The following is a 12,894-nucleotide window of genomic DNA, read 5'->3' on the forward strand; positions in this document are numbered from 1 at the left end:
TTCCCCTGTGCACCACGACCCCCTCGCACGGCTGCTCGCCGATCCGCCAGACCTCCCGGTGGTCGCCTGCCTGCCCGCCCTGCTGGGCGCCGTGCGCGATCGCGGCCTCGCCGTGGTCCAGGCGCCGCCCGGCACAGGGAAGACGACGCTGGCGCCGCTCGCCCTGGCGGCGGCGGTCGACGGCCGCGTCGTGGTCACCCAGCCCCGGCGCCTCGCCGTGCGGGCGGCGGCGCGCAGGCTCGCGAGCCTGCTCGGGGAGCCGGTCGGGGAGACTGTCGGGTACGCGGTGCGCGGCGAGCGCCGCTCCGGCCCCAGCACCCGGGTCGAGGTGGTGACGACCGGGGTGCTGCTGCGCCGCCTGCAGCACGACCCCGAGCTGGCGGGCGTCGGGGCAGTGGTCCTCGACGAGTGCCACGAGCGCAGCCTCGACGCGGACCTGGCCCAGGCGCTGCTGGTGGACGTCCGCGCGCACCTGCGCGAGGACCTGGTGCTCGTCGCCATGTCCGCGACCGTCGAGGCGGTCCGGACGGCGGAGGCGATCGCCGACGGGGCCCCGGCCCCCGTGGTGGAGGCGAGCGGGTCGCTGCACCCGGTGGACGAGCTGTGGCGCCCGCCGCCACCGCGGGTCAGGCGGACCGACGATCGTGGCGTCACCCCGGCCTTCCTCGACCACGTCGCGGCGTGCGTGCGCGACGCGTTGGCCGAGCGGGACGGCGACGTGCTCGTCTTCGTGCCCGGCGCCGGTGAGGTGAACGGGGTCGCCAGGCGGCTGGCCGGCGTCGACGCCGACGTGCGCCCGCTGCACGGCAGGCTCCCGCACCGGGAGCAGGACCTGGCGCTGGCGCCCGGCGGACGCCGGCGCGTGGTGGTGTCGACCGCGGTGGCGGAGTCGTCGCTGACCGTGCCGGGCGTGCGCGTGGTGGTCGACGCCGGGCTCGCGCGCCAACCCCGGATGGACCATCGCCGAGGGCTGGCGGGGCTGGTCACCGTCAACGTGAGCCGGGCCGGGGCCCGCCAACGGGCGGGGCGCGCCGGGCGCGAGGGCCCGGGGGCCGTGTACCGGTGCTGGTCGCAGGCCGAGCAGTCCCAGCTGGCAGAGCATCCCGAGCCCGAGGTCATGACGGCCGACCTCACGGGCTTCGCGCTCGAGCTGGCGTGCTGGGGGAGCCCCGACGGCGCCGGCCTGGCGTTGATGGACGCGCCTCCGCCGGCCGCGATGGCCTCGGCGCGGGAGGCCCTCGAGGCCCTCGGCGCCGTCGGCCCCGACGGAGCGGTCACCGCGCGAGGACGGGCCATCTCCCGGATCGGCGCCGACCCGAGGCTGGCACGGGCGCTGATCGACGCCTCCGGGCTGGTGGGGCCCAGGCGTGCCGCCGAGGTCGTCGCGATGCTGTCGGTCGACGTCCGGGCGCCCGGCGGCGACCTGGTGGCGGCTCTGCGGTCGCTGCGCCGCGGCGGGCCCGAGGCGTCGTCCACGGGATGGGCCGAGGAGGTCCGCAGGCTGCAGCGCGCCCTCGGCCCGGGCGGCGGGTCCTCTCCCTCACGGGACCTGACGGACGACCTCGCCACCGGGCTCGTCGTCGCCCTCGCGCACCCGGAGCGGGTCGCCAGGCTGCGGCCGGGAGGGTCGTCCTACCTCATGGCGTCGGGCACCGGCGCAGCGCTGCCCGCGGAGCACTCGCCGCTGCGCGGCCTCGGATGGCTCGCGGTGGCGGACGCCGATCGCGGGGCTGGCCGGCGCGACGCCACGATCCGCTCGGCAGCCCCCCTCGACGAGGACCTGGCCACCGAGGCAGCCGCGGCGCTCTGGCACGAGGACGAGTCCGTCGCCTGGGCGGACGGGCAGGTCGTCGCTCGGCGGACGGTGTCCCTCGGCGCCATCGAGCTGAGCTCGGCGCGCCTCCCGGACCCGCCGCGGGCGCTCGTCGCCGCGGCGGTGGGCGACGGGCTCGACCGGGAGGGCTTGGCGATGCTGCCGTGGAGAGAGGGCGCGGTCGAGCTGCGCCAGCGGCTGGCGTTCCTGCGATCCACGCTCGGCGACCCGTGGCCCGACGTCGGCGACACCGCCCTGCTCGAGGACGTGGACCGCTGGCTCGGCCCGGACCTGGCGCGTGTGCGGGGCGCCCGCGACCTGCAGCGGATCGACATGCGCGCCGCGCTGCGCCGGTTGCTGCCCTGGCCGGAGGCCGCCCGACTCGACGAGCTCGCCCCGGAGCGGCTGGAGGTCCCCAGCGGGTCGCATGTCCGCCTCGACTACAGCGGCGACCAGCCGGTGCTGGCGGTGCGGCTGCAGGAGGTGTTCGGGTGGCGCCAGACCCCGCGCATCGCCGGCGGGCGGGCCCCGGTCCTCCTGCACCTCCTCTCCCCGGCGCGCCGCCCAGCAGCCGTCACCGCCGACCTGGAGTCGTTCTGGGCCACTGGCTACCCCCAGGTGCGCGCCGAGCTGCGGGGGCGCTACCCCAAGCACGCGTGGCCGGCCGACCCGTGGACGGCCGAGCCAGCGCGCGGGGTGCGCCGCGATCGGTGACCTTCCCGCCGTCGGCCCCCAATCGTGGCGGCGGCGGCGGTGCGGGCGTCAGCGCTGCGCCGCTGGCCCGCGCTCCCTCGAGATCAGCACGGTTCCCGAGGCGCGCCGGACCACCTCGTTGCTCACCGAGCCCATCAGCATCCCGCGGAAGCTGCCGAGCCCGCGCGAGCCCACCACCACGAGCTGGGGCTCGGGAGCGGCGGACAGCACGGCATGCGCCGGCGCGTCGTCCACCAGGACGACCCGCACCTCGAGGGTGGGCTCCGCGGAGCGGAGCGCGTCGGCGACCTCGGTCGCCCGCTGATGGGCCGGGTCGTCGGGCGAGGCCTCTGCGCCCGCCACCGGGGGAAGTTGGACCCCGTGCCCGTATGGCTCGGCGATCGTCGGCCGCGCGTGCACGACGATCAGCGGGACGGACCGCATCACGGCCTCCCGGGCCGCGACCTCGGCAGCCGCGATCGACGCGGACGAGCCGTCGACGCCCACCACGACGGGCCCGTGGGCGACGCCGTCGGGAACGCCCCGCACTACCGCGACGGGGCACTCGGCGTGCGCCGCCATGTGGCCGGTCACGGACCCCAGCGGCAGGCGTGGCGCGCGCCCGCCCCCGCCGATCACGAGCAGCTGCGCCTCGGGGGTGAGCGCGCGCAGCGCCGGCACGGTGGGCCCGTGCAGGAGGCGCCCCTCGACCTGGAGGTCGGGGTGGCGCTCCCGCGCGGCCCGGACCGCGGAGGCGAGGCTGTCCCTGGCGTCCGCGTCGAGGGGGACGTCGGCAGACAGGTAGGGGTACCAGCCCCACGCCGTCAGCTCTTGCGGCTCCTGGTACGCGCGGGCCACCAGGACGCCGGCGCCGCGCATGGCGGCCTCGTCCACGCCCCAGCGCAGCGTCTCCGCGCTGTGCGGCGAACCGTCGATCGCCACGACCACCGGTGCGGCGGTGTCCATGGGCCCTCCTCTGACGCAGGCTCCGCTGACCTGTCCCACGATGCGCCGCGGCGGCCCACGGCGCACGTCGGAGGGGCGGCCAGGGCGTCGCGGCCACCTGGAAGGTCAGGCGTGGCGCAGCACGCTCACCGCGAAGTCGGCGTCCTCGTGCCACGCGCCCAGCTGCCACGTCGCGAAGCGGTGCTCGACGCGGAGCCCTGCCTCGGCGACGGCGGCGTCGAACACGGGCAGCGGGAGCCGCGCCGCCTGGTAGCCGACCACCACGAAGCCGTCAGGCGACACGCCGGCCGCCACCCGTCGCAGCGCCGCGGACTCCGTGCCCCGCACCAGGAAGGGCATCACGTTGCCGGCCAGCACCGCCGCGTCGAAGGGCTCCCCCTCGCCCAGGGCCTCGAGGTCGAGCGTCGCCAGGTCCGCGACGAGCCACCGCGGGCCGGGGTGGTCCTGCAGCGCCGCGTCGATCAGCAGCGGGTCCACGTCGACGCCCACCACGCGGTGCCCGCGCGCGTGGAGCTCCGCGCCCACCCGGCCGGGCCCGCAGCCCGCGTCGAGGATGCGGGCGCCGCGGTCCACCATCGCGTCGACGAGGCGGGCCTCGCCCGCGAGGTCCTTCCCGGCAGCGGCCATCGCGCGGAAGCGCTCGATGTACCACTGGGAGTGCTCAGGGCGGGTGAGTCCGGGCCAACCGGCTCCGTCAGACGTGGGCATGCCCGTAGTCTCCGCCGTCCGCGGCCCGGCCGCCGGCTCCGACACCCCGGCCAGCGGTTCGACGCCTCTTAGCCGCGGTCCCGGTCGCCGATCGCCACGGGGATGAAGAAGGCGAGCGTGCAGCTCAAGATGCCTGCGCCGAACACCCAGCCGTTCGCGTGGGTGAAGCCGAGCGAGATCAGCCAGAACCCCAGCATCAGGAGACCGAAGCACAGCACGTACAGCACCGGGCGGGCCTCGGGCGGCGCCGGTCGGGGGTCGCTGGTGTCGTCGGGAGCCACGTCACCCTCCTTCGTCGTCGCGGTCGTTCGCGAGCGGTGGCCGCGCACGTCCAGCATGCACCGGCGCCCTCGGCCCTGCCCGGCGCACGGTCACCGCGCTGGACTGGTCCGAGGCGGGGCGGGCGGCCCAGCGGGCCGTGTGAGCATGGTGCGGTGGAGGCCGAGGGGATGCTGCTGGAGCTGGCCGAGGCCGTGGACGTGCGGCTGACCCTGGCCCCGCTGTCCCGCGGCCGGTTCGACCCGACGTTCCAGCGGACCGCCGACGGCGCCGTGTGGCGCACCACCCGGATGCCCGCAGGCCCCGCCACCTGCCGCATCGCCCAGGTGTCGCCGTGCCACGTCCAGGTGGACGCGTGGGGGCCCGGGGCCTCGCAGGCGCTGGCCGCCACCCCCGACCTGCTCGGCGCGCGGGACGACCTGAGCGGTTTCGCGCCCAGGCACGAGCTGGTGCGCACGGCCCATCGCCGCCACCCGGGGCTGCGGTTGACGCGCACCGGCCGGGTGCTGGAGGCCCTCGTCCCCGCCGTGCTCGAGCAGCGCGTGATCCTGCGCACCGCGCACGACGCGTGGCGCTGGCTGCTCGCCCGCCACGGGGAGGAGGCGCCCGGCCCGGCCCCGCAGGGCATGCGGGTGGTCCCCGATGCCCGGGGGTGGCTAGCGATCCCGTCGTGGGACTTCCACCGCGCGGGTGTGGACCCGCGCCGAGCCCGCACGGTGCGCGAGTGCGCGAGCGTCGCGGCCCGGCTCGAGGAGGCGTCCGCCCTGGAGCCCGCCCTCGCCCGCGCGCGGCTGCGCCTCGTCCCGGGGGTCGGGGTCTGGACCGCGGCGGAGACTGCCCAGCGCGCGCTCGGCGACCCTGACGCGGTCTCGGTGGGCGACTACCACCTCGCCGACCACGTGGGCTGGGCGCTCGCAGGCAAGCGGGTCGACGACGAGCGCATGCTCGAGCTCCTCGAGCCGTTCCGCCCGCACCGGCAGCGCGTGGTGCGCCTGCTGCTGCTGTCAGGGGCCGCTCACGCCCCGCGGCGCGGACCACGGCTCGCGGTCCAGGACCACCGCGGCAACTGAGCCGCCGCGCCCGACGGCGTCGTCGCTGGGGCGTCGTCACCACGGGGTGCCGGGCGGACTGGTCCCCGGGCCCTCCTTCTCGCGTTCGAGCATGGCGAGGCGGGCCATCACCTGCTGGCGGGTGGCCGTCCGCTCTGAGCGCCCGCTGCCCACGAAGCTCACGGCCCAGTGCAGCAACGTCGTCAGGCGGTTCTTGAAGCCGATGAGGTACACGAGGTGCACCGCGAGCCACAGTGCCCAGGCGGGCAGGCCCCAGACCTTGCGCCCAGCCACCTCGGCCACCGCGTAGAACCGCGAGACGATGGCCATGCTGCCCTTGTCGTCGTACACGAAGGCCTGGCCCGTGGGCTCGCCGCGCAACCGGCGCCCGATCTGGTCGGCGGCGTGCTCGGCGCTCTGCATCGCGGCCTGGGCCAGGCCGGGGACGCCCTCCATCGCCAGCATGTCGCCCACCACGAAGACCTCGGGGCGCCCCGGCAGCGTGCAGTCGGGCAGCACCCGGACCCGGCCCGCGCGATCCGTCTCCGCTCCCGACTGCTCCGCCAGGCTCGCGCCCAGCGGCGACGCCTGGACGCCTGCCGCCCAGATCTTGGTGGGGGTCTCGATGCGGGTCCGCTCGCCGTCCGCCGCCTCGAGGTCCACGCCCGCCCTGTCGACCCCGACCACGCGCTGCCCGAGCTGCAGCTCGACGCCCATGGACTCCAGGTGGGCGGCGGCACGGTCGCGCAGGCGCGGGTCGAACGGGCCCAGCACCGCGTTCGCGAAGTCCACGAGGACGATCCGCACATGGGAGGGGTTGATGCTGCGGAAGTTGCCCCGCAGCGCGCGGTGCGCCAGCTCGGCGATCTGCCCCGCCATCTCCACGCCCGTGGGCCCGGCCCCCACCACCACGAAGGTGAGCTGCGCGCGCAACTGGTCGGCCGTGGTCGCCGGGTCCTGGGCCCGCACCTCGGCCATCTCGAAGGCCCCGAAGATCCGCCCCCGCAGCTCCAGCGCGTCGTCGACGCTCTTCATCCCCGGCGCGTACTCGGAGAACTCGTCGCGGCCGAAGTACGACTGCGTGGAGCCCGCGGCCACGATCAGCGAGTCATACGGCGTGCGCAGCGTCCCCGCCGGCGACTCCGAGACGACGGTGCGGGCGGCCAGGTCGATCTCGGTGACCGTGCCGAGCAGCACCCGGGCGTTGCGCTGGCGGCGCAGCACCTCGCGGGTCGCGGGCGCCACCTCCCCGACCGAGAGGACCCCCGTGGCGACCTGGTAGAGCAGCGGCTGGAACAGGTGGTAGCCGGTGCTGGCCACCACCGTGACCAGGACGTCCTCCCGGGCGAGCGCCTTGGTCGCGAACAGGCCGCCGAAGCCGGAGCCGACCACCACGACACGATGACGCGGAGCCCGACTGCGGGCCGGCGGCTGTTTGCTCTGCATGGTCTCTCCCGGTGACGTGCTCGCGGGGGCGCTCGCATCCGACGCTAGGCCCGGCTCCCGTCGAGCGCGCGCCGAGCGCGGGGCCCCGCCACCGATCATGTCTCGGCGCCCCGGTGGCGCCCCGGACCCCGTGGCGCGACGCTGGTCCCGCCACGCCGACGACCAGCCAAGGAGTGCCGCAGTGGGCATCCAGGAGACCGGACCAGGGCGCCCGACCATCACACCGAGGCCCCGCGTGGGCATCAGCGGCTGGAACTACGCGCCGTGGCGCGGCGCGTTCTACCCCCAAGGGATGCCCCACCGCCACGAGCTCGCCTACGCGGCCCAGCGGCTCGGCTCGATCGAGGTCAACGGGTCGTTCTACGCGTTGCAGCGCCCAGCCAGCTACCTGGCGTGGGCCGAGCAGACGCCCGAGGACTTCACGTTCTCCGTCAAGGGCGGCCGCTTCATCACGCACATGAAACGCCTCGTGGACGTCGACGTGCCGCTGGCCAACTTCTTCGCGTCGGGGGTGCTCGCGCTCGGCACCCGGCTCGGGCCCGTGCTCTGGCAGCTGCCGCCCAGCCTCCCGTACGAGCCCGAGCGGATCGCGGGCTTCCTGAGGCTGCTGCCCCGCTCCACGGCGGAGGCGGCCCGGCTCGCCAAACGCCACGACGAGCGCCTCGACGGGCGGGCGTTGACCACCACCGACGCGGATCGGCCAGTGCGGCACGCCCTCGAGGCGCGGCACGCCTCGTACGCCGTCCCGGAGTTCGTCGAGCAGCTCCGCGAGCACGACGTGGCCCTGGTGGTCGCCGACAGCCCAGGGCGGTGGCCCGCGCTCTTCGACGTCACCGCGGACTTCGTGTACGTCCGGCTGCACGGTGACACCGAGCTCTACGCCAGCGGGTACACCGACGACGCGCTCGACCTCTGGGCCGGGCGTGTGCGCGGGTGGCGCGCCGGGGACGGCGACGTCGGAGCCCCGCTCCTCACCACGGCAGCCCCCCACCGCCCCGAGGGGCGCGACGTGTTCGTCTACTTCGACAACGATGCCAAGGCCCACGCCCCGCACGACGCCATCGCGCTCGCGCGCCGGCTGGACGCGGCGGGCTCCGCCTGAGCGGAGCCCACTGGCGGGTCCCTTGGCGGGCGGTATCGTCGCAAGTGCGGCCTCAGCGGGCGCAGGGGGACGGCGGGCATCGCCCGGCGGCTGATCGACGGGGGGCGGCATGGACCGGAGCACGCGAGGGCTTTCGGGCGCCGTCTTCGACGAGCCGGTCTGAGGGCCTGGTGGGCGGCGCTGCCGAGCGCAGGCCGCGCCGCCGGCGCGGTGTCCAGCTCATCGTCTACCCCAATCGGTTCGGCGCCACCATCGCCGGGCTGCTGAGGCTCTTGGACGGCCCCCTCCTGCGGGACGTCTTCGAGGGGGTGCACCTGCTCCCGTTCTACATCCCGTTCGACGGCGCCGACGGCGGCTTCGACCCCGTCGACCACACGCAGGTCGACCCGCGGCTGGGCGACTGGGAGGACGTGCGAGAACTCGCGAGCAGGTACGAGGTCGTCGCCGACGTCATCGCCAACCACATGTCCGCCCAGTCGCCGCAGTTCCTGGACACCGTCGCGCGGGGCGACGCGTCAGAGCACGCCGGGATGTTCCTCACCATGGGCAGCGTGTTCACGGAGGGGGCCTCGGAGAAGGACCTGCTGTCCATCTACCGCCCCCGCCCGGGGATCCCGTTCACGGTCATGCCCTGGGGTGAGGGGCGCCGGCTCGTGTGGACCACGTTCACCGAGCACCAGGTCGACCTCGACGTCGACGACGCCGAGACCGCCGCCTACATCGACGAGGTTCTGCGCGCGCTCGCGGGGGCGGGCGTGGACATGGTGCGGCTGGACGCGGTGGGCTACGTCGTCAAGACGGCCGGCACGTCGTGCTTCATGACTCCCGCGACGATGGAGTTCATCCACCGGATCACCGCGCGGGCGCACGAGCTCGGCATGGAGGTGCTCGCCGAGGCGCACACCCACTACGCGATGCAGGTGGCGCTGGCCTCGGCCGTAGACTGGGTCTACGACTTCGCCCTGCCGCCGCTCGTGCTGTACAGCCTGTACACCGGCGACGGCGACCCGTTGCGCCGCTGGCTGGGCCTCCGTCCGGACAACTGCGTGACCGTGCTGGACACCCATGACGGGATCGGGGTCATCGACGTGGGTCCGTCACGCCACGGCAGCAGGCAGGCCGGGCTTCTCGCGCCCGACCAGATCGACCAGATCGTCGAGGGCATCTACGAGCGCGCCGGCCAAGAGTCGCGGCTGTCCACGGGCCGTTCCGCGTCCAACGTGGACATCTACCAGGTGAACACGACCTACTACGACGCTCTGGGGCGCGACGACCACCGCTACCTGCTCGCCCGCGCGCTGCAGTTCTTCACGCCCGGCCTGCCGCAGGTCTACTACGTGGGGCTCCTCGCGGGGCACAACGACCTGGCGCTGCTGGCGCAGACCGGCGTGGGAAGGGACATCAACCGCGGGCGCTACCTGACGCCCGACGTCGAGGAGCACCTCGCCCGCCCCGTGGTGGCGGCGTTGTTCGAGCTGATCCGGTTCCGCAACGCCCATCCGGCGTTCACCGGGGACTTCGACTTCGGCGGGTCCGGCGCCGTCATCACCATGACGTGGACGCTGGGGGAGCACCGGGCGACCCTCACCGCGAACCTCGTGGCCGGGCAGGCGACCATCACGTGGACGGACCGCAAGGGGCGGCTGCAGCGGACCGCCAACCTGCTCAACCCCCCGTGGCACACGCCGGACGACCTGTCACAGTGACGTCCGGACCAGCGTGAGGCGGGCGTCCCGGGCGCGCTCGGCCGGCGTGCGGCGGTCCCACGACGAGCGGCGCAGCGCGTAGAGCACGAACGGAGGGGCGCCCACCGCCACCACGAGGGCCGCGGTGGTCCACGCGTAGGCGTCGATGTCGACCTGTGTGCCCGTGGGCGGGATGAACGCTGCCAAGAACGCCGCGAGCGACGTCAGGAAGCCGATCCCGGCCACGAGCGGCAGCGCCGGCGCCCGGAACCCGCGGACCACGTCGGGACGGGTGCGCCGCAGTGCCACCGCGGCGGCGAACACCATCATGTACATGAGGAGGTAGAGCGCGAACGCCGTCGCGAGGACGAGGGCGATCGCGGCGGAGGTGTCGGGGGCCAGAGCGAAGAACGCGGCGAGCGTCGTGACCACGACGCCCTGCAGCAGCAAGATCACGCGGGGTGAGCCGCCTCGCCCCGAGCGTTGCAGCGGGCCGGGCAGGAGGCCCTCCCGCCCGGCCGTTGCGAGGGCGGTGCTCGGGCCGGCGGCCCACACGAGCACCGACCCGATGGCCCCGATCGCGAGCAGTGCCGACACCACGGGCACCGCCGCCGCCACGCCGAAGTGCTCGAGGTAGCGCCCCAACGCCAGGTTCACGGAGGTCAGACCGGGGTCGCCCTTCTCCACGGCGACGGAGATGGCGAGCGACGACAGCACGAGCACGGCCACCACGGCGATAGCGGCGGTCGCGACGGCCCGGGGCAGCCAGCGTGCTGGCTCGCCGGCCGACCCGGGCTGCGTGCCACCGGGCTGTGTGCCGCCGACCTGCGTGGCGCCGACCTCGAGCCCGGTGAACGCCAGGACGCCGGTGATCACCAGGACGATCGAGGAGGCCCCGGTGAGGGGCGGCACGAGCTGCGCGGCCTCGAAGCTCACGGCGGACCGCTCGCCGGTGGCCAGCCAGCCGAGGCCGAGGCCGGTGAGCAGCACCACCGGGACGACAACGCCCAGGAGCCCTGCCCATGCGGCCCACCGGCCGACCAGCGCCCTGCCCCGGGACACCGCGAGCGTCACCGCCCAGAAGAGCCCCACGACCATCAATCCGGTGTACACGTCCGAGCCCGCGAGGCCCGGGTCGAGCACGGCGAGGGCCAGGCTGGCGGCGGCGGACGCGAGCAGCGCCGGCATGCGGACCACGCCCTGCACCCACTGCAGCCATCCTGCCGCCAGGCCCCACCGCGGCCCCAGCCCTTCGCGCACCCACGCGTGGACACCGCCGTGCCAGGTGCTGCCCAGCTCCGCGACGACCAGCGCGGCTGGCACGAGGAAGAGCGTGGCCGGCACCAGCACGAGCGGCACCGCCCCGAGCCCGTAGGCGGCCATAGTGGGCGCCGCGCCCAGCGTGACCACTCCCACCACCGAAAGCAGGGCCAGCAGGGACGTCCCCCGAGCGCGGCCCGGCCGCTCCCGACGCCGCGGGCGGGCCCGCGACCGGGCGGTGACGGGGTGGACCGCCCCCGTCACCTCCGAGTCGGGCACGTCGCCGGTTCCCGGCGACGGCGCCCGCCCGAGCGGCACGCGCGCGGCTCAGTGGTGGAACGCCGACTGCTGCGCCTCCTGGGGCACTGGGCCCTCGAGTCCGTCGAGGTACTGCGCCTGCGTCTTGATGTCGTTGAGCAGCAGCGCGGCGAGGTCCATGCTGAGCCCGTTGCGCACGACGATGCGCTGCACCGTCACGTCGGCGAGGTCGTCCGGGAGCGGGTACGCCGGCACGAGCCAGCCGCGGGTGCGCAGACGGTCCTGCAGGTTGTAGAGCGTCCACTTGTCGGTGTAGCCGTCCTTGAGGCGCCACGCGAAGACGGGGATGTCGCTGCCGTCGTTCCACAGCTCGAACGGCCCGAGCTCCGCGATGCCCTTGGACAGGAAGAGCGCGACGTCCTGGGACGCCTTCTGCACCTCGAAGTAGCCCTTCCGGCCCAGCCGCAGGAACAGGTAGTACTGCAGCAGCACCTGCGCGCCCGGGCGGGAGAAGTTCAGCGCGAACGTCGGCATGTCGCCGCCCAGGTAGCTCACGTAGAAGATCAGCGACTCGGGCAGGTACTGCTTGTCACGCCACACCACCCAGCCCAGCCCCGGGTACACCAGGCCGTACTTGTGGCCTGACGTGGAGATCGAGTGCACGCGCTCGATCCGGAAGTCCCACTCGAGGTCCGGCTGGAGGAACGGCGCGACCATGCCTCCCGAGGCGCCGTCCACGTGGATGGCGATGTCCAGCCCGGTCTGCTCCTGGATGCGGTCGAGGGCCTCGGCGACCTGCCGCACGGGCTCGTACATCCCGGTGTACGTCACGCCCATGATCGACACCACGCCGATGGTGTTCTCGTCGACGTACTTGTCCAGGTCGTGCCCGTCGAGCGTCTTGTGCTCCTCGGTGATCGGCACGAGGCGCGGCTCGACGTCCCAGTAGTTGCAGAACTTCTCCCAGCACACCTGGACCGCCGAGCTCATCACCAGGTTCGGGCGGTCGGTGGGCTTCCCGTCCTTGCGGCGGGCCTCCTGCCACCGGCGCTTCAGCGCCAGACCTCCGAGCATGCACGCCTCTGAGGAGCCGATCGTCGAGCACCCGATCGTCGTCGAGAGGTCGGGAGCGTGCCACAGGTCGCCGAGCATCTTCCAGCAGGTCTGCTCGATCGCGGCAGTCTGCGGGTACTCGTCCTTGTCGATCATGTTCTTCTGGAACGAGTCGTTGTAGAGCCGGATGGCGTGGTCGTCCATCCAGGTCCCGACGAAGGTGGCGAGGTTGAGCCGCGCGTTGCCGTCGAGCATCGTCTCGTCGTGGACGATCTGGTACGCCGTCGCGGGCAGCATCGAGTCCTCCTCGAGGGACGTCCGCGACGAGACGGTGCCCTCCCCGCGGCGGGCGAAGATCGGGTCGGAGGCGTTCAGGCTCTCGTTGAGGCTCTCGTTGGTCGACATCTCACCCTCCTGCGGGCCTGGCGAGGCCCTCGTGCGGACGATCGCCCGAGCACCGCCGCGACGCCCACCTGGTGGGCGCGGCTGACGGCGCGCGGACGCTGGCTGTGGCGGGGGAGGGGGCCTCCGGCCGACGTGGCGGCAGGAGGAGGGCTCACGACGCGCCGTCGGCGCGGCGGC

10 protein-coding genes are annotated in these 12,894 nt (G+C 74.7%); 4 read left to right on the forward strand and 6 right to left on the reverse strand.

The annotated features are described in order from the left end of the window. Positions 1-7: 7 nt before the first annotated feature. On the forward strand, positions 8-2,527 hold the full coding sequence (hrpB, locus tag NP064_RS07465) for an ATP-dependent helicase HrpB (protein ID WP_227568999.1): 2,520 nt from the start codon (positions 8-10) through the stop codon (positions 2,525-2,527). Between the two features lie 48 nt (positions 2,528-2,575). Here hrpB and NP064_RS07470 read toward each other — a convergent pair whose 3' ends face one another. The 3 genes from NP064_RS07470 to NP064_RS07480 form a co-directional block, all read right to left on the reverse strand. Next, complete coding sequence (locus tag NP064_RS07470; RefSeq protein ID WP_227569000.1) at positions 2,576-3,472, reverse strand: universal stress protein; 897 nt, start codon at positions 3,470-3,472, stop codon at positions 2,576-2,578. A 105-nt stretch (positions 3,473-3,577) separates the two neighbouring features. Beyond that, entirely contained in the window at positions 3,578-4,180 is a 603-nt protein-coding gene (locus NP064_RS07475) for a class I SAM-dependent methyltransferase (protein ID WP_227569001.1), read from the reverse strand. A 68-nt stretch (positions 4,181-4,248) separates the two neighbouring features. Beyond that, positions 4,249-4,461 (reverse strand): hypothetical protein, encoded by a 213-nt coding sequence (locus NP064_RS07480; RefSeq protein ID WP_227569002.1) that lies wholly within the window; start codon positions 4,459-4,461, stop codon positions 4,249-4,251. 153 nt (positions 4,462-4,614) lie between these two features. Here NP064_RS07480 and NP064_RS07485 point away from each other — a divergent pair, with 153 nt between their 5' ends. Further along, a complete protein-coding gene (locus tag NP064_RS07485) occupies positions 4,615-5,529 on the forward strand; it encodes a DNA-3-methyladenine glycosylase family protein (protein ID WP_308015264.1) in 915 nt (304 codons plus the stop codon). 36 nt (positions 5,530-5,565) lie between these two features. On the opposite strand, the gene NP064_RS07490 is transcribed toward NP064_RS07485, so the two are convergent. Further along, the gene (locus tag NP064_RS07490) at positions 5,566-6,900 is read right to left on the reverse strand and encodes an NAD(P)/FAD-dependent oxidoreductase (RefSeq protein ID WP_308015925.1); all 1,335 of its coding nucleotides are present in this window, start codon (positions 6,898-6,900) and stop codon (positions 5,566-5,568) included. Between the two features lie 235 nt (positions 6,901-7,135). On the opposite strand from NP064_RS07490, the gene NP064_RS07495 reads away from it, so the two are divergent. Together NP064_RS07495 and gtfA are read left to right on the forward strand one after the other, a co-directional pair. Further along, a complete protein-coding gene (locus tag NP064_RS07495) occupies positions 7,136-8,056 on the forward strand; it encodes a DUF72 domain-containing protein (RefSeq protein ID WP_227569004.1) in 921 nt (306 codons plus the stop codon). A gap of 170 nt (positions 8,057-8,226) precedes the next feature. Next, complete coding sequence (gene gtfA, locus NP064_RS07500; RefSeq protein WP_227569005.1) at positions 8,227-9,762, forward strand: sucrose phosphorylase; 1,536 nt, start codon at positions 8,227-8,229, stop codon at positions 9,760-9,762. Here the strand turns inward: gtfA and NP064_RS07505 are convergent. Then, positions 9,754-11,280 (reverse strand): APC family permease, encoded by a 1,527-nt coding sequence (locus NP064_RS07505; RefSeq protein ID WP_227569006.1) that lies wholly within the window; start codon positions 11,278-11,280, stop codon positions 9,754-9,756. The two genes, gtfA and NP064_RS07505, sit on opposite strands and share 9 nt — an antisense overlap. 48 nt (positions 11,281-11,328) lie before the next feature. Then, positions 11,329-12,717, reverse strand: coding sequence for a glutamate decarboxylase (gad, locus tag NP064_RS07510; protein ID WP_227569007.1), 1,389 nt, complete (start codon positions 12,715-12,717; stop codon positions 11,329-11,331). Positions 12,718-12,894 lie beyond the last annotated feature (177 nt).

Source organism: Cellulomonas chengniuliangii (assembly GCF_024508335.1).
GTDB lineage: Bacteria > Actinomycetota > Actinomycetes > Actinomycetales > Cellulomonadaceae > Cellulomonas_A > Cellulomonas_A chengniuliangii.